Source organism: Streptomyces sp. NPDC104814, assembly GCF_055583185.1.
The window spans coordinates 167,037-185,437 of the sequence record NZ_JBVJOL010000006.1; the positions used below are offsets into that span (position 1 = coordinate 167,037).

15 protein-coding genes are annotated in these 18,401 nt (G+C 73.0%); 11 read left to right on the top strand and 4 right to left on the bottom strand.

The genetic code is table 11. From position 1 onward, the window contains the following. Window positions 1-35 precede the first annotated feature (35 nt). The 9 genes from ACZ64A_RS21450 to ACZ64A_RS21490 all read left to right on the top strand — a co-directional run bounded on the left by ACZ64A_RS21450 (window position 36) and on the right by ACZ64A_RS21490 (window position 11,856). Window positions 36-1,061: an EamA family transporter gene (locus ACZ64A_RS21450; RefSeq protein WP_469812172.1), complete on the top strand. Its 1,026-nt coding sequence runs from the start codon at window positions 36-38 to the stop codon at window positions 1,059-1,061. 638 nt (window positions 1,062-1,699) lie between these two features. Further along, window positions 1,700-2,494, top strand: coding sequence for a TIGR03084 family metal-binding protein (locus tag ACZ64A_RS21455; RefSeq protein ID WP_469812174.1), 795 nt, complete (start codon window positions 1,700-1,702; stop codon window positions 2,492-2,494). A gap of 47 nt (window positions 2,495-2,541) precedes the next feature. Beyond that, window positions 2,542-4,233 carry an acyclic terpene utilization AtuA family protein gene (locus ACZ64A_RS21460; protein ID WP_469812582.1) on the top strand — a complete coding sequence of 564 codons (1,692 nt, stop codon included), beginning with the start codon at window positions 2,542-2,544 and terminating at the stop codon, window positions 4,231-4,233. Continuing rightward, a complete protein-coding gene (locus tag ACZ64A_RS21465) occupies window positions 4,230-5,828 on the top strand; it encodes an acyl-CoA carboxylase subunit beta (RefSeq protein ID WP_469812176.1) in 1,599 nt (532 codons plus the stop codon). The genes ACZ64A_RS21460 and ACZ64A_RS21465 overlap by 4 nt, the downstream gene beginning before the upstream one ends. 5 nt (window positions 5,829-5,833) lie before the next feature. Then, window positions 5,834-7,690 (top strand): acetyl/propionyl/methylcrotonyl-CoA carboxylase subunit alpha, encoded by a 1,857-nt coding sequence (locus ACZ64A_RS21470; RefSeq protein ID WP_469812177.1) that lies wholly within the window; start codon window positions 5,834-5,836, stop codon window positions 7,688-7,690. 81 nt (window positions 7,691-7,771) lie between these two features. Beyond that, on the top strand, window positions 7,772-8,902 hold the full coding sequence (locus tag ACZ64A_RS21475) for an acyl-CoA dehydrogenase family protein (protein WP_469812179.1): 1,131 nt from the start codon (window positions 7,772-7,774) through the stop codon (window positions 8,900-8,902). A gap of 20 nt (window positions 8,903-8,922) precedes the next feature. Then, window positions 8,923-10,491, top strand: coding sequence for a 4-coumarate--CoA ligase family protein (locus tag ACZ64A_RS21480; protein WP_469812180.1), 1,569 nt, complete (start codon window positions 8,923-8,925; stop codon window positions 10,489-10,491). Next, window positions 10,488-11,225 carry an enoyl-CoA hydratase family protein gene (locus ACZ64A_RS21485; RefSeq protein ID WP_469812182.1) on the top strand — a complete coding sequence of 246 codons (738 nt, stop codon included), beginning with the start codon at window positions 10,488-10,490 and terminating at the stop codon, window positions 11,223-11,225. The genes ACZ64A_RS21480 and ACZ64A_RS21485 overlap by 4 nt, the downstream gene beginning before the upstream one ends. A gap of 4 nt (window positions 11,226-11,229) precedes the next feature. Further along, window positions 11,230-11,856: a TetR/AcrR family transcriptional regulator gene (locus ACZ64A_RS21490; protein WP_469812183.1), complete on the top strand. Its 627-nt coding sequence runs from the start codon at window positions 11,230-11,232 to the stop codon at window positions 11,854-11,856. Between the two features lie 27 nt (window positions 11,857-11,883). Here the strand turns inward: ACZ64A_RS21490 and pdxH are convergent, their stop codons facing one another. After that, window positions 11,884-12,513: a pyridoxamine 5'-phosphate oxidase gene (gene pdxH, locus ACZ64A_RS21495; RefSeq protein WP_469812584.1), complete on the bottom strand. Its 630-nt coding sequence runs from the start codon at window positions 12,511-12,513 to the stop codon at window positions 11,884-11,886. 239 nt (window positions 12,514-12,752) lie between these two features. Between pdxH and ACZ64A_RS21500 the strand changes: the two genes are divergently transcribed. Beyond that, window positions 12,753-13,862 carry a citrate synthase 2 gene (locus ACZ64A_RS21500; protein WP_469812184.1) on the top strand — a complete coding sequence of 370 codons (1,110 nt, stop codon included), beginning with the start codon at window positions 12,753-12,755 and terminating at the stop codon, window positions 13,860-13,862. Window positions 13,863-13,881: 19 nt separating this feature from the next. Here ACZ64A_RS21500 and ACZ64A_RS21505 read toward each other — a convergent pair whose 3' ends face one another. Further along, complete coding sequence (locus tag ACZ64A_RS21505) at window positions 13,882-14,889, bottom strand: isopenicillin N synthase family dioxygenase (protein WP_469812186.1); 1,008 nt, start codon at window positions 14,887-14,889, stop codon at window positions 13,882-13,884. 624 nt (window positions 14,890-15,513) lie between these two features. Here ACZ64A_RS21505 and ACZ64A_RS21510 point away from each other — a divergent pair. Next, window positions 15,514-16,266 (top strand): SIS domain-containing protein, encoded by a 753-nt coding sequence (locus tag ACZ64A_RS21510; protein WP_469812188.1) that lies wholly within the window; start codon window positions 15,514-15,516, stop codon window positions 16,264-16,266. Window positions 16,267-16,271: 5 nt separating this feature from the next. On the opposite strand, the gene ACZ64A_RS21515 is transcribed toward ACZ64A_RS21510, so the two are convergent. Together ACZ64A_RS21515 and ACZ64A_RS21520 are read right to left on the bottom strand one after the other, a co-directional pair. Beyond that, window positions 16,272-17,669, bottom strand: a complete 1,398-nt coding sequence (locus tag ACZ64A_RS21515) for a PAS domain-containing protein (RefSeq protein ID WP_469812190.1) — start codon at window positions 17,667-17,669, stop codon at window positions 16,272-16,274. A gap of 206 nt (window positions 17,670-17,875) precedes the next feature. Then, window positions 17,876-18,337: a GNAT family N-acetyltransferase gene (locus ACZ64A_RS21520; RefSeq protein WP_469812192.1), complete on the bottom strand. Its 462-nt coding sequence runs from the start codon at window positions 18,335-18,337 to the stop codon at window positions 17,876-17,878. Window positions 18,338-18,401 lie beyond the last annotated feature (64 nt).

An 18,401-nucleotide genomic window follows, 5' to 3' on the forward strand; every position in this document is an offset into this window, starting at 1 on the left:
AGGATGGACTCGGCAGTCCATCGCAATGAACACCCATGAACACTGATGGAGCCCTCCCGCCGAGCAAGCACCCCGAACGAGCACCTGGATCGCCCGTGACCCGCCCCGACACCGCCCCCTCCGCCTCGGTGACGTCCGCCGCCACCGCGACGACCCCCGAGGTCGCCCCGGCCACCGCGGCGGCCGCCGCGCAACCCCGCCGTCTCGACTCGCTCGGCCCCGTCGGCCTGGTGCTCGCCGGTGGCATCTCGGTGCAGTTCGGCGGAGCCCTGGCGGTCACGCTGATGCCGCGGGCGGGCGCCCTCGGCGTGGTGTCGCTGCGGCTGCTGGTCGCGGCCGTGGTGCTGCTGCTGGTCTGCCGGCCCCGGCTGCGCGGCCACTCCCGCGCCGACTGGGGCACGGTGGTCGCCTTCGGCATCGCGATGGCCGGCATGAACGGCCTGTTCTACGAGGCCGTCGCCCGCATCCCGCTGGGCCCCGCGGTCACGCTGGAGGTGCTGGGCCCGCTGGCCCTGTCGGTGCTGACGTCCCGGCGTGCGCTCAACCTCGTCTGGGCCGGGCTGGCGCTCGGCGGCGTCTTCCTGCTCAGCGGCGGCGGCTTCGGCGACCTCGACCCGGTGGGCGTCGCGTTCGCGCTCGGGGCGGGCGCGATGTGGGCGACGTACATCACCTTCAGCGCGCGCACCGGGCGCCGCTTCCCGCAGGCCGACGGGCTGGCGCTGGCCATGGCGGTCGGCGCGGTCCTGTTCCTGCCGCTCGGCATCGCCGAGGCGGGCACGCGACTGGTCGACCCGGTGACCCTCGGCCTCGGCGCGGCGGTCGCGCTGCTCTCCTCCGTCCTGCCCTACACCCTCGAACTGCTCGCGCTGCGCCGCCTGCCCGCCCCCACCTTCGCGATCATGATGAGCCTCGAGCCCGCCATCGCCGCGACGGCCGGCTTCCTGATCCTCGGCCAGTCCCTCTCCCCGACAGAGGCCGTAGCCATCGCCCTCGTCATCGCGGCAAGCATGGGCGCAGTACGAACCCAGGTGGGCCGCGGCAAGCGCACCCAGAACACGTAGACAGCACGGGCCGACCCGACCCCGGCCCCGGCCGGCCCCGGACCGACCCGCCTGGCCCGGCGGGGCCCGGACCGACCCGCCTGGCCCGGCCGGGCCCGGACCGAGCTCGGTCAACCCCGCCCGGTCCGTCCCGCCAGCCCGGCCCCCCGCCTGGCCCAGCCGGCCCGCGGCCGGCCTCGGCTGCTCCGCCCGACTTCTGCCTGGCTCCGCTCGGCCTCGCCGGGCCCGGACCGGCCTCGCCTGGCTCCGCCCGGCCTGGACCGACCTCGGCCGCTCCTCCCGGCCCGACCCCGCCAAGTCCCGGCTGGCCCGGGATCGCCCTGGCTTCGCCCGGGCCGCCCCGTTCCCGCCCTGCCCAACTCGCCCCTCCCAAGCCCCGGCTTCGGCAGGCCCCGCCGGGCTTCGCCCGGGACCGACCGGGCTTCGCCCGGCCCGCCCTGCCCAGCCCCGATCGGCCCCGACCGTCCCTCACCAGCCCCCACCGGCCAGCCGGCCGGTTTCTCCCAGGCATCCGCCCATGTCTCCGGCCTGCCGACGGCAGCCTCCTCGTGCCGGCGGCAGCCTCCTCGTGCCGGCGGCGGGGAAAAAATCATGCAAGCATGCTTGATTGTTTCCAGGCCCGCTGCCATGCTCGCCCCATGTCAGATCCGACGCCCGTGATCGACGACCTGCGTGACGAGAGCGATGAACTCGACGCTCTGGTGGCCCGGTTGAGCGCCGAGCAGTGGGCCCTGCCCACCCCGGCGCCCGGCTGGACCGTCGCCCACCAGATCGCCCATCTCGCCTGGACCGACCGTTCGGCCCTGTGCGCCGTCACGGACGAGGACGGCTTCCGCGCCCTGGTCGAGCAGGCCCTGGCCGCACCGGACACCTTCGTCGACGACGGCGCCGAAGAAGGCGCCGCCCTCCCGCCGGACGCCCTCCTGCGGCGCTGGCGGGAAGGCCGCACCGCGCTCGACAAGGCGTTGCGCGCGGCCCCGCCCGGTGCCCGCTTCCCCTGGTACGGCCCGCCCATGGCCGCCGCCTCGATGGCCTCCGCGCGCCTGATGGAGACCTGGGCGCACGGCCAGGACGTGGCCGACGCGCTCGGAGTGCGGCGCCCGCCCACCGACCGGCTCCGCCACGTGGCCCGGCTCGGCGTGCGCACCCGGGACTTCGCCTTCGGCGTGCGCGGGCTGCCCGTACCCGCCGCCGAGTTCCGCGTCGAACTGCGCGCCCCCTCCGGCGACCTGTGGACCTACGGCCCCGGTGACGCCCACCAGCGCGTCACCGGCCCCGCCCTCGACTTCTGCCTGCTGGTCACCCAGCGCGCCCACCGCGCCGACCTCGCTCTGCGCGCCGACGGCCCCGACGCCGACACCTGGCTCGACATCGCCCAGGCCTTCGCGGGACCGCCGGGCCCCGGCCGCCCGGCGACGGGGGAGACGCGATGAGCGGCGGCGCGCCCCAGGACAGAGCGTCGGCAGAGGGCGCCGGGACGATGAGCGGCGTGCTGCGCATCGGCAACGCCTCCGGTTTCTACGGCGACCGCTTCGACGCGATGCGCGAGATGCTCACCGGCGGTGACCTCGACGTCCTCACCGGCGACTACCTCGCCGAGCTGACCATGCTGATCCTCGGCCGCGACCGGCTGAAGGACCCCGCCGCCGGATACGCCCGCACCTTCCTGCGCCAGCTGGAGGAGTGCCTGGGCCTCGCCCACGAACGCGGCGTGAAGATCGTCGCCAACGCGGGCGGCCTGAACCCGGCAGGGCTCGCCGACGCCGTCCGCACGCTCGCCGGCCGGCTCGGGATACCGGTGCGCGTGGCGCACGTCGAGGGTGACGACCGCACCGCGCACCACCCCGGCAGCCTCGCCGCCCACGCCTACCTCGGCGGTCACGGCATCACCGCCTGTCTGCGCGCGGGCGCCGACGTCGTGGTCACCGGACGCGTGACGGACGCCGCTCTCGTCACCGGCCCGGCCGCGGCCCGCTTCGGGTGGCAGCCGCGGGAGTACGACCGGCTCGCGGGCGCGGTCGTCGCCGGGCACGTCCTGGAGTGCGGGGCGCAGGCCACCGGCGGCAACTACGCCTTCTTCCGCGACGGCGGCCGCGATCTGCGCCGCCCCGGCTTCCCGCTGGCCGAGATCCAGGCCGACGGCAGCAGCGTCATCACCAAGCACCCCGGCACCGGCGGCTTCGTCGACGTCGGCACGGTCACCGCGCAGCTGCTGTACGAGACGGCGGGCGCCCGGTACGCGGGACCCGACGTCACCGCCCGGCTGGACACCGTACGACTGAGCCAGGACGGGCCCGACCGGGTGCGGATCGAGGGGGTGCGCGGCGAGGCGCCGCCGCCCACGCTCAAGGTAGGCGTCAACCGGCTCGGCGGTTTCCGCAACGAGGTCGTCTTCGTGCTGACCGGCCTGGACATCGAGGCCAAGGCGGCCCTCGTGCGCGAACAGCTCTCCGAGGCGCTGGCCAAGTCGCCGCCGCAGGAGGTCCGCTGGGACCTGGTCCGCACCGACCGGCCCGACGCGGACACCGAGGAGAGCGCGAGCGCCCTGCTGCGGCTCGTCGTCCGCGACCCCGACCAGCGGATCGTGGGGCGGGCGCTGAGCGGGGCGGCGGTGGAGCTGGCGCTGGCCAGTTACCCCGGCTTCCATGTGCTCGCACCCCCCGGGAAGGGCGCCCCCTACGGGGTGTTCGAGGCCGCGTACGTCCCGCAGGACGCCGTCGGGCACGTCGCGGTGCTGGACGACGGGCGGCGCGTGCCGGTGCCTGCGCCGTCGCCGGGGGAGACGGCCGTACTGGAGGCCGTCGCGGAACCGGAGCTTCCCCAGCCGCTGCCCGTGGGCCCGGTGCGACGCGCGCCGCTGGGGCTGGTCGCCGGGGCCCGCAGCGGGGACAAGGGCGGGGACGCGAACGTCGGCGTGTGGGTGCGCTCGGAGGCGGCCTGGCGGTGGCTGGCGCACGAGCTGACCGCCGACAGGTTCCAGGAACTGCTGCCCGAGACCCGCCCGCTGACCGTCGTCCGGCATGTCCTGCCCCGCCTTCGCGCCCTGAACTTCGTCGTCGAGGGACTGCTCGGCTCCGGTGTCGCCGCCCAGCACCGCTTCGACCCGCAGGCCAAGGCCCTCGGCGAATGGCTGCGCTCCCGCCACCTCGACATCCCGGAGGCCCTGCTGTGACCGTCCTGCCCACCGCGCTGGATGTCCAGAGCCCCGACTACCGGGCGCACCGCGAGGCCATGCTCGCCAAGCTCGCCGACCTCGACGCCGAGCACGCCAAGGCGCTCGCGGGCGGCGGCGAGAAGTACGTCGCACGGCACCGCGGGCGCGGCAAGCTGCTCGCCCGCGAGCGCATCGAGCTGCTGCTCGACGCGGACACGCCGTTCCTGGAGCTGTCCCCGCTGGCCGCCTGGGGCAGCGACTACACCGTCGGCGCGTCCCTGGTCACCGGGATCGGCGTGGTCGAGGGCGTGGAGTGCCTGATCACCGCCAACGACCCGACCGTGCGCGGCGGCGCCTCCAACCCCTGGTCGCTGAAGAAGGCCCTGCGCGCCAACGACATCGCCCTCGCCAACCGGCTGCCCTGCATCAGCCTGGTGGAGTCCGGCGGCGCCGACCTGCCCTCGCAGAAGGAGATCTTCATCCCGGGCGGTGCGATCTTCCGCGACCTGACCCGGCTGTCGGCGGCCGGCATCCCGACGATCGCCGTCGTCTTCGGCAACTCCACGGCCGGAGGCGCCTATGTCCCCGGCATGTCCGACCACGTGATCATGGTCAAGGAACGCGCGAAGGTGTTCCTCGGCGGGCCGCCGCTGGTGAAGATGGCGACCGGCGAGGAGAGCGACGACGAGTCGCTCGGCGGCGCGGAGATGCACGCCCGCGTGTCGGGCCTCGCCGACTACTTCGCCGTCGACGAACCCGACGCCCTGCGCCAGGCACGGCGCGTGGTGGCCCGCCTCAACCACCGCAAGGCGTACCCGGACCCGGGCCCGGCCGAGCCGCCGAAGTACGACGCCGAGGAACTGCTCGGCATCGTCCCCGGCGACCTGAGAACGCCGTTCGATCCGCGCGAGGTCATCGCCCGGATCGTGGACGGCTCCGACTTCGACGAGTTCAAGCCGCTGTACGGCACCAGCCTGGTCACCGGCTGGGCGGCCCTGCACGGCTACCCCGTCGGCATCCTGGCCAACGCCCAGGGCGTCCTGTTCAGCGCCGAGGCGCAGAAGGCCGCCCAGTTCATCCAGCTCGCCAACCAGCGCGACATCCCGCTGCTGTTCCTGCACAACACCACCGGCTACATGGTCGGCAAGGAGTACGAGCAGGGCGGGATCATCAAGCACGGCGCGATGATGATCAACGCGGTGTCCAACTCCAAGGTGCCGCACCTGTCGGTCCTGATGGGCGCCTCCTACGGCGCCGGGCACTACGGCATGTGCGGACGCGCCTATGACCCGCGTTTCCTGTTCGCCTGGCCCAGTGCCAAGTCCGCCGTCATGGGCCCGCAGCAGCTCGCGGGCGTCCTGTCGATCGTCGCCCGCCAGTCCGCGGCCGCCAAGGGACAGCCCTACGACGAGGAGGCGGACGCCGGCCTGCGCGCCCTGGTGGAACAGCAGATCGAGTCCGAGTCGCTGCCGATGTTCCTGTCCGGACGGCTCTACGACGACGGCGTCATCGACCCGCGCGACACCCGCACCGTCCTCGGCCTGTGCCTGTCCGCCCTGCACACCGCGCCCTTCGAGGGCGCGCGCGGCGGCTTCGGCGTCTTCCGGATGTGAGGAACATGATCCAGACCCTGCTCGTCGCCAACCGGGGCGAGATCGCCTGCCGGATCTTCTCCACCTGCCGCCGGCTCGGCATCAAGGCCGTCGCCGTCCACTCCGACGCCGACGCGAACGCGCTCCACGCGCGCGTGGCGGACACGACGGTACGGCTGCCGGGCGCCGCGCCCGCCGAGACGTATCTGCGCGGCGACCTGATCGTGAAGGCCGCGCTCGCCGCCGGCGCGGACGCCGTGCACCCCGGCTACGGCTTCCTGTCGGAGAACGCCGGCTTCGCCCGTGCCGTCCTCGACGCCGGCCTCACCTGGATCGGGCCGCCGCCCGAGGCCATCGAGGCCATGGCGTCCAAGACACGCGCCAAGCAGCTCATGGGAATCGAGCCGCTGGGCGAGATCACCGAGGCCGACCTGCCGGTGCTGGTGAAGGCCGCCGCGGGCGGCGGCGGGCGCGGCATGCGCGTCGTGCGCCGCCTGGAAGACCTCCCGGCCGCGCTGGAAGGGGCGCGCGCCGAGGCGGCGAGCGCCTTCGGGGACGGCGAGGTCTTCGTCGAGCCCTACCTGGAGAACGGCCGCCACGTCGAGGTGCAGATCCTCGCCGACACCCACGGCACGGTGTGGCCGCTCGGCACCCGCGACTGCTCCCTCCAGCGCCGCCACCAGAAGGTGATCGAGGAGGCGCCCGCACCGGGCCTTCCCCAGGCGCTCACCGACGAGCTGTACACACTGGCCGTGCGCGCCGCACGCGCCGTCTCCTACACCGGCGCCGGAACCGTCGAGTTCCTCGTCGCCGACGGCCGTGCGCACTTCCTGGAGATGAACACCCGACTCCAGGTCGAACACCCCGTCACCGAGGAGGTCTTCGGGCTCGACCTGGTCGCCGAGCAGATCCGCGTCGCGGAAGGCCACGCCCTCGCCGTGGAGCCCCCACGCGCGCGTGGCCACGCGATCGAGGCCCGCCTCTACGCCGAGGACCCCGCCCGCGACTGGGCCCCGCAGACCGGCACCCTGCACCGCCTCGCCGTCCCCGACGGCGTCCGCCTGGACACCGGCTTCACCGACGGCGACGAGATCGGTGTCCACTACGACCCGATGATCGCCAAGGTCGTCGCCCACGCCCCCACGCGCGCGGAGGCGGTCCGCGCCCTCGCCGGCGCGCTGGAACGGACGGCGCTGCACGGCCCGGCCACCAACCGCGACCTCCTCGTCCGCTCCCTGCGGCACGAGGAGTTCACGTCCGCCCGCATGGACACCGGCTTCTACGACCGTCACCTCGCCGAGCTGACCGCACCGGCCCACGACCCGCTCGCCCCGCTGGCCGCCGCCCTCGCCGACGCCTGCGCCGGCCGCTCCCGCTTCGGCGGCTGGCGCAACCTGCCCTCGCAGCCGCAGGTCAAGGGGTACGCCCTCGCGGGTCAGGAGCACGAGGTCCGCTACCGGTACACCCGCGACGGGCTCGCCGTCGAGGCGGACGGGGTGCGGGTGGTGCGCGCGGAACCCACCGCGGTCGTGCTGGAAGCGGACGGTGTGCAGCGCCGGTTCGACATCGCCCGCCACGGCGACCAGGTCTGGGTGAACGGCACCGCCTTCACCGTCCTGCCCCGCTTCCCCGACCCGACGGCCCAGCACGCCCCCGGCTCCCTGCTCGCGCCGATGCCCGGCACGGTCGTCAAGGTCGCCGACGGTCTCATCACCGGATCGAGTGTCCAGGCGGGCGAACCGATCGTCTGGCTCGAAGCGATGAAGATGCAACACCGCATTTCCGCCCCGGTCACGGGGACCTTGACGGCCCTGCCGGTCACGGAGGGCCAGCAAGTGCACGTCGGCGCGCTCCTGGCCGTGGTGGAGACAGGCGCCCCATAAGGGGCGCGGGGCTGTGTCGACAAGCGGCTACCGCCGCGTGAGCGCGAACAACCACCCACAACCCGCACCCCGGAGGACACCATGACCACCCTCATCGAACCCGGCGAACACAAAGCCCTCCGCGAGGCAGTCGCGGCCTTCGCGACAAGCCACAAAGACCCCGCCACCGTGTGGCAAGACGCCGCCAAGCTCGGCTACATCGGCGTCAATCTGCCGGAAGCCTACGGAGGCGGCGGGGGCGGCATCACCGAACTCTCCCTCGTCCTCGAAGAGCTCGGCGCCGCCGGGAACCCCCTGCTCATGATGATCGTCTCCCCGGCGATCTGCGGCACGGTCATCGCCCGCTTCGGCACCGAGGCCCAGAAGCAGCAGTGGCTGCCCGCACTGGCGGACGGCTCCCGCCTGATGGCCTTCGGCATCACCGAGCCCGACGCCGGCTCCAACAGCCACCGCATCACCACCACCGCCCGCCGTGACGGCGACAGCGGCGACTGGCTGCTGACCGGCCGCAAGGTGTTCGTCTCCGGTGTGGACATCGCCGACGCCACCCTCATCGTCGGCCGCACCGAGGACGCCCGCACCGGACGCCTCAAGCCCTGCCTGTTCATCGTCCCGCGCGACGCCCCGGGCTTCTCCCGCCGGCAGATCGACATGGAACTGAACGCCGCGGAGAAGCAGTTCGAGCTGGTCCTGGACGACGTACGACTGCCCGCCGACGCGCTCGTCGGCGACGAGGACGCCGGACTGCTGCAACTGTTCGCCGGACTGAACCCGGAGCGGATCATGACGGCCGCGTTCGCGATCGGCATGGGCCGCCACGCCCTCGCCAAGGCCATCGCGTACGCCCGCGAGCGCACCGTGTGGAACGCCCCCATCGGCGCCCACCAGGCCATCGCCCACCCCCTCGCCCAGGCCCACATCGACCTCGAACTGGCCCGGCTGATGATGCAGAAGGCCGCCCATCTCTACGACGCCGGGGACGACATGGGAGCCGGCGAGGCCGCCAACATGGCGAAGTACGCGGCAGGGGAAGCCTGCGTGAAGGCCGTCGACCAGGCCGTGCACACCCTCGGCGGCAACGGCCTCACCCGCGAGTTCGGCCTCGCCCGGTTGATAACGGCGGCACGCGTGGCTCGTATTGCCCCGGTGAGCCGGGAGATGATTCTGAACTACGTCTCCCACCAGACCCTGGGCCTGCCCAAGTCGTACTAGGCGACCGCACTGGAGGAACCGTGTTCCGCAGCGAGTACGCAGACGTCCAGCCCGTAGACCTTCCCATCCACGAGGCCGTGCTCGGCCGCGCCGCCGAGTTCGCGGACACCCCCGCCCTCGTCGACGGCACCGACGGCACCACCCTCACCTACGAGCAGGTGGACCGCTTCCACCGGCGCATCGCCGCCGCGCTCGCCGAGGCCGGGGTAGGCAAGGGCGACGTACTCGCCCTGCACAGCCCCAACACCGTGTTCTTCCCCCTCGCCTTCTACGCCGCCACCCGCGCCGGCGCCTCCGTCACCACCGCCCACCCGCTCGCCACCGCCGAGGAGTTCGCCAAACAGCTCGCCGACTGCGCCGCCCGCTGGATCATCACCGTCTCCCCGCTGCTCGGCATCGCCCAGCGCGCCGCCGAACTCGCCGGCGGCATCGCGGAGATCTTCGTCTGCGACCAGGTCTCCGGTCACCGCTCCCTGATCGACATGCTGGCCTGCGCCGCCCCCGAGCCGTCCGTCCCGATCGACCCGGCCGAGGACATCGCCGCGCTGCCCTACTCCTCGGGCACCACCGGCATCCCCAAGGGCGTGATGCTCACCCACCGGCAGATCGCCACCAACCTCGCCCAGCTGGAGCCCGCCATCACCACGGGCCCCGGCGAACGCATCCTCGCCGTACTGCCGTTCTTCCACATCTACGGGCTCACCGCCCTGATGAACGCGCCCCTGCGCAAAGGCGCCACCGTCGTCGTCCTGCCGCGCTTCGAACTGCAGACATTCCTCGCCGCCCTCCAGGACCACCGCATCACCGGCCTGTACGTCGCCCCGCCGATCGTGCTCGCCCTCGCCAAACACCCCCTGGTCACCCAGTACGACCTGTCGTCGCTGAAGTACCTCATCAGCGCCGCCGCCCCCCTCGACGCGGCCCTCGCCGCCGCCTGCTCCCGGCGCCTCGGGCTGCCCCCCGTCGGCCAGGCCTACGGCATGACCGAACTGTCCCCCGGCACCCACGTCGTCCCCCTGGACGCCATGCACGACGCCCCCGCCGGCACGGTCGGCAAACTCATCGCCGGCACCGAGATGCGCATCGTCTCCCTCGACGACCCCGGCAAGGACCTGACCACCGGCGAATCCGGCGAGATCCTCATCCGCGGCCCCCAGGTCATGAAGGGCTACCTCGGCCGTCCCGACGCCACCGCCGCCATGATCGACCCCGACGGCTGGCTGCACACCGGCGACGTCGGCCACGTCGACGAGGAAGGCTGGCTGTTCGTCGTCGACCGGGTCAAGGAACTGATCAAGTACAAGGGCTTCCAGGTCGCCCCCGCCGAACTCGAAGCCCTGCTGCTCACCCACCCCGGCATCGCCGACGCCGCCGTCATCGGCGACCACGACGCCGACGGCAACGAGATCCCGCACGCCCACGTGGTCCGCCAGCCCACCGCCGCCGACCTCACCGACGGCGAGATCATGATGTACGTCGCCGAACGCGTCGCCCCCTACAAACGCATCCGCAAGGTCACCTTCATCGACACCGTGCCCCGCGCCGCCTCCGGCAAGATCCTGCGGCGCCGGCTCAGGGAGCGCCCATGACCCCCACCGTAGGCCGCACCCGCACCCGGGGCATCGAGACCCTCAGCCTCGACTCCCCGGACACCCGCAACGCCCTGTCCGCGACCCTCGTCACCGCCCTCGCCGACGCCCTCACCGACTGCGCCGAGGACCCCGACGTCCGCGCCGTCGTCCTCACCCACACCGGCTCCACCTTCTGCGCCGGCGCCGACCTGCGCGACCCGCCCCACCCCGACGCCCTCGTCGGCCTGCTCCGCCAGATCCTCGGCCTGCGCACACCCGTCGTCGCCCGCGTCGCGGGACACGTCCGCGCCGGCGGCCTCGGACTCCTCGCCGCCTGCGACATCGCGGCCGCCACCACCACCTCCACCTTCGCCTTCACCGAGGTCCGCATCGGCGTCGCCCCCGCCGTGATCTCCCTGTCCGTGATCCCCCGAGCCGACCCCCGAGTCCTCGCCCGCTACTACCTCACCGGCGAACGCTTCGACGCCCCCGAAGCCGTACGCGCCGGACTGCTCACCACCGCCGCCGACGACGTCGACGACGCCCTCACCCCCGTCCTCGACGGCCTGCGCCGCTCCTCACCCCAGGGCCTGGCCGAGACGAAACAGCTGCTCACCACTAGGGTGCTGGAGACATTCGACCGGGACGCGGCCGACCTGACCGCACTCTCGGCCCGGCTGTTCTCCTCCCCCCAGGCCCAGGAGGGGATGACGGCCTTCCTCCAGAGACGGGACGCAGCATGGGTGGTGTGACCACATGAGCACGACGGCGGGCAGCGACCGCGTGCCCAGGGACCGCGACCGCGCGCCCAAACAGGACCGCAGCCGGGCCACCCGGCAGCGGCTCCTCGAAGCCGCCGTGGCCTGCCTCGCCGAACACGGCTGGGCGGGCTCCACGGTCTCCGTCGTCGCCGAACGCGCCGGCGTCTCCCGCGGCGCGGCCCAGCACCACTTCCCCACCCGCGAGGACCTGTTCACCGCCGCCGTCGAATACGTCGCCGAGGAACGCTCCCTCGCTCTGCGCGCCCTGTTCCCGCAGGGCGCCGCCACCGACGACCGCCGGGCCGTGGTCCAGGCCCTCGTCGACCTCTACACCGGCCCCCTCTTCCGCGCCGCCCTCCACCTGTGGGTGGCCGCCTCCAACGAGGACCAGCTGCGCGGCCGCGTCACCGAGCTCGAGGCCCGCGTCGGCCGCGAAACCCACCGCATCGCGGTCGATCTCCTCGGCGCCGACGAATCCCGCCCCGGCGTCCGCGAAACCGTCCAGGGCCTCCTCGACATGGCCCGCGGCCTCGGCCTCGCCAACCTCCTCACCGACGACACCGCCCGCCGCGAACGCGTCGTCACCCAGTGGGCCGCCCTGCTGGAGACGGCACTGCGCTGAGACGCGACCGGCACCGCCCCCTCCGGCTCACGGACTGAGCCGCTCCACCCGCCAGCTCCCGTCCGGCTCCGCGACATAGCGCAGCCGGTCGTGCAGACGGTTCTCGCGGCCCTGCCAGAACTCCACCGTCTGCGGCGCCACCCGGAAACCACCCCAGTGCGGCGGCACCGGCACCTGCTCACCCTCCGGATAGCGCGCCTGAAGCTCCGCGTACGACGCGTCCAGCTCCGCCCGCGACACGACCACCGTGGACTGCGCACTCGCCCACGCCCCGAGCTGCGAGCCGTGCGGCCGGGAACGGAAATAGGCGGCCGTCTCCTCCCGCCCGGTGCGCCGGGCCACGCCCTGCACGATCACCTGCCGCGCCATCGCGTGCCACGGGAAGAGCAACGACACATACGGGTTCTCGGCCAGCTCACGCGCCTTGCGCGAGGCGTAGTTCGTGTAGAAGACGAAACCCTCCTCGTCGAACCCCTTCAGCAGCACCGTCCGGGAACTGGGCCGCCCCTCGGCGTCCGCCGTGGACACGACCATCGCATTCGGCTCGAACAGATGCGCACGCTCCGCGGCCTGCCGGAACCAGCGCGCGAACTGCTCCACCGGCGTGGCGGCCAGATCACCCTCGGCCAGGCCCTCGGCGCGGTACTGCTTGCGCATGGCGGAGGGATCGGGGGAGGGACCGAGAAAGGCGGCGTCGTGGTCGTTCACGCGAGCATCTTGCCGTATCGACCGCCCGGCCGTAGGGCGAAAAAAACCGGCCCATGGCACTGAGTGCCGCGACATCTCCCCAAAGGTGGCACTCGGAGATAGGCTGACCCGCAACCCGGTTGGGTGACCGCCGACCCCACGGGGCATCACCAGGGTGACCATCGACCACCACCACGAGGAGCCGCCTGATGTCCGACTTCGTACCCGGTCTCGAAGGAATCGTCGCATTCGAGACGGAGATCGCCGAACCGGACAAGGAAGGCGGCGCACTGCGCTACCGCGGCGTCGACATCGAGGAACTCGTCGGCCACGTCTCCTTCGGCAACGTCTGGGGACTCCTCGTCGACGGAGCCTTCAACCCCGGCCTGCCGCCCGCCGAGCCGTTCCCCATCCCCGTCCACTCCGGCGACATCCGCGTCGACGTCCAGTCCGCGCTCGCCATGCTCGCCCCCGTCTGGGGCCTCAAACCCCTCCTCGACATCGACGCCGACCAGGCCCGCGACGACCTCGCCCGCGCCGCCGTCATGGCCCTGTCCTACGTCGCCCAGTCCGCCCGCGGCCAGGGCCTGCCCATGGTCCCCCAGCGCGAGATCGACAAGGCCCAGTCCGTCGTCGAACGCTTCATGATCCGCTGGCGCGGCGAGCCCGACCCCAAGCACGTCAAGGCCGTCGACGCCTACTGGACCTCCGCCGCCGAGCACGGCATGAACGCCTCCACGTTCACCGCCCGCGTCATCGCCTCCACCGGCGCCGACGTCGCCGCCGCCCTCTCCGGAGCCGTCGGCGCCATGTCCGGCCCCCTCCACGGCGGCGCCCCCTCCCGCGTCCTCGGCATGATCGAGGAGATCGAACGCACCGGCGACGCCACCGGCTACGTCAAGCGCGCCCTCGACCGCGGCGAACGCCTCATGGGCTTCGGCCACCGCGTCTACCGCGCCGAGGACCCCCGCGCCCGCGTCCTGCGCCGCACCGCCCGCGAACTCGGCGCACCCCGCTTCGAGATCGCCGAGGCGCTGGAGAAGGCCGCCCTCGAAGAACTCCACAACCGCCGCCCCGACCGCGTCCTCGCGACCAACGTCGAGTTCTGGGCCGCCATCATGCTGGACTTCGCCGAGGTCCCGGCGCACATGTTCACCTCCATGTTCACCTGCGCCCGCACCGCCGGCTGGTCCGCGCACATCCTCGAGCAGAAGCGCACCGGCCGCCTCGTACGCCCCTCCGCCCGCTACATCGGCCCCGGCCCGCGCAGCCCCCAGCAGATCGAGGGCTACCAGGACATCAACGGCATCCGGCACTGACCCCGGCACCCGGCCGGCATCACGCGGGGCTCAGCAGCTCCGCGTGATGCCGCTCCGCCACCAGCGGATGCGCTCGCAGCTTGCCCTTCAGCTCATTGAAGCCGTACTCCGCGAACAGCGGATTGTCCGGATCGTCCGACACCCCCGGCGCCACGGCCGCATGCGGGAACGGCAACGGCTCCACCCGCGCGTCCAGCCGCGGGTTGTAGAAGAACGGCACCGAGAACCGCTCGGTCGCCCCCGGCGGCGACACCACCCGGTGCCGGGTGGCCAGCAGATACCCGTTCGTCGCCACCTCCAGCAGCTCACCCAGGTTCACCACGAACGCCCCCTCGACCGGCGGGACGTCATGGAAGAACCCGTCCTCGCGCTGCACCTGCAACCCGCCCACCTGGTCCTGCAACAGCAGCGTCAGAAAGCCGTAGTCCTTGTGCGCGCCCACCCCCTGGCCGGCACCGTCCCCCGCACTGCCCGGATAGCGCACCAGCTTCAGATGCGGATGCGCCCACTCCCCGAAGACCGGCTCGTAGAAATCCCCCGGAGCGCCGATCGAGACGAGCAGCTCACGCAACAGCCGCTCCGCGACCCCACTGAGCCGCCCGATCCACGCGAGCGCCGCCTCCCGCAGCTCCGGCAACCCCGCCGGCCACTGGTTGGGCCCCTGCAGCCACCAGTACGGCGGCTCACCCGGCCCCGGCACCCGCGCCGGCCGCTCCGCCCCGATGTCCAGCTGATCCCGCCAGTCCTGCCGCCCACCGGTCAGCTCGTCCCCGGTGCGCGTATAGCCACGGAAGTGCGGCGAGTGCACGTTGTCGATCGCGAGCCGCTCGGCCTCCGGCAGCGCGAAGAACCGCCGCATGGCCCCCACCAGCCGATCCGTCTCCCCTTGCGTCACCCCGTGCCCCACCAGCTGGAAGAACCCCACATCATGGGCGGCACTGTGCAGCTGCGCGTGCAGCAGCGCCCGCGCCTGGGGCCCGCGGTCGGCGGCGGAGAGATCGATGATCGGCAGTGGCTGATACGTCATGGGACACGTCCGTGGATGTACGGAGCCCGCGCGAACCGCTGAGGGTGGGCGAAGACGCACGGGTGCCTGGGCGAAGAGAGGAAACGCGGAAAGCGACAGAAAAGCGGCTGGACGACTCAGAGGGAGCGTCGACAGCCCATGCTCGTGACGCGGACGAAGTCCACGTGGCGGCGTCGAACGAGCGAAAGCATGCGCCCAGAGTACTGCGCCGCGAAACAACCCACGGCAAAGCGGTCGGGCAAACGCAGACGACCCGCGAGTCTGGTTCCTCCAAGGAGGAGCCGGCCGGACGTACCGGCGACTCGCGGGTCGGGTGACTGCTCGGGATTGGGCCGGCTGTACGCGTCTGTCACGTACTGGCCAGGCACCGCACAAGATGTGGTGACAGGCCGCTAGCCCGCAGCCACCTCACGCGTCCGGTTCTCATACATCTGCCGAACCACCTCCTCTCTCGTGTACCGCCACCCTAAGAACCGCCTCCGCCGGGATCAACCGCTTTTTTCCGGTGTTCTTTCCGGCCCTCCTTCTCCCCGGCGGGCGCCCCAGTCGCCGTATTGACACCGCACTGGTCCAGACCGCACCGTGATCCGCGGTAGGGGTCGTGGATGCGAAGGAGCTGCGCGGATGAGCGACAAACTGGCCGGTCAGTTCTTCGACGCCGCGATCGGGCTGTTGCAGCGGGTCCGTGACGAGGAGGCGGAGAGGATCCGGGCGGCCGGGGCGCTGCTGGCGGACACCGTGGCCGCCGGGGGGAACCTGTTCGCGTTCGGTGCGGGGCATTCCTCGCTGGCCGCGCAGGACGTGGTGTACCGGGCCGGTGGGCTGGCGCTGATGAATCTGCTGGCGGTGCCCGGTGTGGTGGGCGTCGACGTGATGCCGGCGACGCTCGGTTCGGCGCTGGAGCGGGTGGACGGCCTGGCGAGCGCGGTGCTGGACAGTTCGCCGGTCCGCGCGGGCGACACCCTGGTGATCATCTCGCTGTCCGGGCGCAACGCGCTGCCCGTGGAGATGGCGATGAACGCCCGTGCGCTCGGTGTGCGGGTGATCGGCGTGACGTCGGTGGCGTATGCGACGGAGACCACGTCACGGCATGTGTCGGGGACGTATCTGAAGGACCACTGCGACATCGTGCTGGACTCGAAGATCGCGGTCGGGGACGCGGAGCTGTCCGTGGAGACGATCCCGGCGCCGTTCGGGCCCGCCTCGACGGTCGTCACGACCGCGTTGCTGCAGGCCGTGCTGGCGACGGCGGCGGGTGCGCTCGCCGACCGCGGCATCGAGCCGCCGCTGCTGCGCTCGGGCAACGTCGACGGCGGGCACGAGTGGAACGGGCGGATCCTCGACGAGTACCGGGACCGGATCTTCTACCGGCGCTGAGCGGCTCAGCCGTTCTTCGTGACCTCCGCCAGGTCCAGGGCCATCGCGATGTGCGCGGCCACGTCCTCGGCGTAGGCGATGTCGAAGCGTTCGAAGGCGGTACGGCCGCTGCCGCGCAGGAACGTCACCACGCCGAGCGTGCGGCCCCGGCTGCGCAGGACGGTGCACAGCGCGTGGACGGTGTCCGCCGGCCACTGCCGCTCCTGCGCCCAGGCGGCCGCCTTCTCGGCTGCCACGGCACCGGCGGCGGCCCGCACCGAGCCGGAGCGCTCCACGCTCTGCAGGGCCGGGTGGCCCTCGCCGTAGCGCACGGGCAGCCCGGCCGGGGTGTCGAGCCGGCTGGGGCCCGGCGCGCCGGAGGGGGTGGCGGCGACGCGGACGAGCCGGACGGGTCCGGCGGCCTCGGCGTCGGCGACGGGGCCGCCGGCGAGGCGGTCGATGAGGGCGTGGTCGGCGAAGCCGGCGAGGGCGAAGTCGAGGTGGACGGTGGCGGCCTCGGCCGGGTCCTCGCACTCGGCGGCGGCGCGGGCGGCGCGGTGCAGCTGGTTGGTGCGGAAGCGCAGCAGCGACGCCTCCTGTTCGGTGTGCTTGGCCTCGGTGACGTCCTGGAAGAGCCAGCCGACGCCGAGCGGTACGGGTTCTTCCGCGAGCGGGCTGGCGAGCCGGACGAAGCCGCTGCGCCAGCAGCGCCGCCGGTCGCCCTCGGGGGTGCGCACGGCGACCCAGATCTCGGCGGGGGCGGGCGGGGCGCCTTCGGCGAGGACGTGGGTGAGCGCGCTCTCCAGTTCTTCCACGCCCTGGGAGAGCAGGTCGCCGAGGGGGCGGCCGAGCACGGAGGTGCGGCCGGTGCCGAGGGCCCGCGCGGCGTGCGCGTTCACGACGGCGGGGCGCAGGTCGGCGTCGACGAGGACGACGCCCCAGGAGGCGTCCTCGAACAGGGCCTCGCTGAGCGCGATGGACCGCTCCAGGTCGATCTGCGCGTGGACCTCGCTGAAGGCGCAGTAGACGCCGGCGGGTTTGCCGTCGGGGCCGCGCACGGCCGCCGACTGGGTGCGGACGAGGACCCGTCCGCCGTCCTTGGTCAGCAGCGCGAACTCGTGCACCTGCCGTCCCGGCGCGTGCATCGCGGACAGCAGGCGCGTCTCGACCTCTTCCGCGTCGGCGCTGCGCACCGCCCAGCCGGCGAAGCCCTGCCGGCCGACGGCTTCGGCCGCGCTCCAGCCGAGGATGCGTTCGGCCTCGCGGTTCCAGTGCGTGACGACGCCGTGCGCGTCGAAGGCGCACAGGGCGGCGTCCATGCCGTCGAGCAGCGCGGCGAGCAGATCCGCGCCGTCACGCTCGGGCGGCTCGGGCTCGCCGGGCCCCAGTTCGTCGGTGGCCCCACTACGCCGGGAAGCACTCACCTGGACCCCCTGCTGCAGGCTGCGTCCGCACGGACCGAGCGACGGTTCGCTCACGTGCAATCATTCAACTTGAACGTGACGCAGCACACACCGGGTTCCCACAAGATTGAAGGAATCGTTGTACGGCGGAAAACCGACGGCGAACGGCTGACGGCCGGGGTCCTCGGCGGCCGGGCGGGCGGGGTCCGCGCACGAGTGGCGAGCGCTTACGCGCGCGGGGTGAGCCGCAGGTCGACCCATATGTCGCTCTCGCCGTCCAGGGTGTAGCGGTCGGTCTCGGCGAAACCGCGGGCCAGGGCGAACCGCAGCCCGTCGGTGTTGGCGGCGAGTACGCATGTCTCCACGGCCCGGGTGTCTTCCGTGCGCGCGTGGGTGAGGCCGTCCTCGTACAGGGCGCTGCCGATGCCCCGGCCGCGGTACGGGGGCAGGACGCGCGCGATGACGGTGGCCGCCCCGTCCCGCGGCGGCCGTACGGTGGAGCAGCCGACGAGCACGCCGTCGAGGTAGGCGTTGGCGAGCCGGTTGCGGTCCAGCCGGTCGCGGGCCTCGTCGGGGGTCATGGCGGCGGGCGGGACGATCACGTTGTGCACGTGGCGCCACTCCTCCAGCATGTCTTCCCCCGTCACCGTCTCGATCCGCAGTTCTGTGCGCCCCGTGTCCCTGGTCATGGCGGCACACGCTAGGCGACGGTCATGGACACGTCCATCGGATACCGGCAGGGGGCGGGGCGGA

Coding starts and splice junctions, on each gene's coding strand:
- ACZ64A_RS21520 (WP_469812192.1), bottom strand. CDS start 18,337: ATGACCAGGGACACGGGGCGCACAGAACTGCGGATCGAGACGGTGACG.
- ACZ64A_RS21505 (WP_469812186.1), bottom strand. CDS start 14,889: ATGACGTATCAGCCACTGCCGATCATCGATCTCTCCGCCGCCGACCGC.
- ACZ64A_RS21455 (WP_469812174.1), top strand. CDS start 1,700: ATGTCAGATCCGACGCCCGTGATCGACGACCTGCGTGACGAGAGCGAT.
- ACZ64A_RS21485 (WP_469812182.1), top strand. CDS start 10,488: ATGACCCCCACCGTAGGCCGCACCCGCACCCGGGGCATCGAGACCCTC.
- ACZ64A_RS21500 (WP_469812184.1), top strand. CDS start 12,753: ATGTCCGACTTCGTACCCGGTCTCGAAGGAATCGTCGCATTCGAGACG.
- ACZ64A_RS21460 (WP_469812582.1), top strand. CDS start 2,542: ATGAGCGGCGTGCTGCGCATCGGCAACGCCTCCGGTTTCTACGGCGAC.
- ACZ64A_RS21475 (WP_469812179.1), top strand. CDS start 7,772: ATGACCACCCTCATCGAACCCGGCGAACACAAAGCCCTCCGCGAGGCA.
- ACZ64A_RS21490 (WP_469812183.1), top strand. CDS start 11,230: ATGAGCACGACGGCGGGCAGCGACCGCGTGCCCAGGGACCGCGACCGC.
- ACZ64A_RS21470 (WP_469812177.1), top strand. CDS start 5,834: ATGATCCAGACCCTGCTCGTCGCCAACCGGGGCGAGATCGCCTGCCGG.
- ACZ64A_RS21450 (WP_469812172.1), top strand. CDS start 36: ATGAACACTGATGGAGCCCTCCCGCCGAGCAAGCACCCCGAACGAGCA.
- ACZ64A_RS21510 (WP_469812188.1), top strand. CDS start 15,514: ATGAGCGACAAACTGGCCGGTCAGTTCTTCGACGCCGCGATCGGGCTG.
- pdxH (WP_469812584.1), bottom strand. CDS start 12,513: ATGCGCAAGCAGTACCGCGCCGAGGGCCTGGCCGAGGGTGATCTGGCC.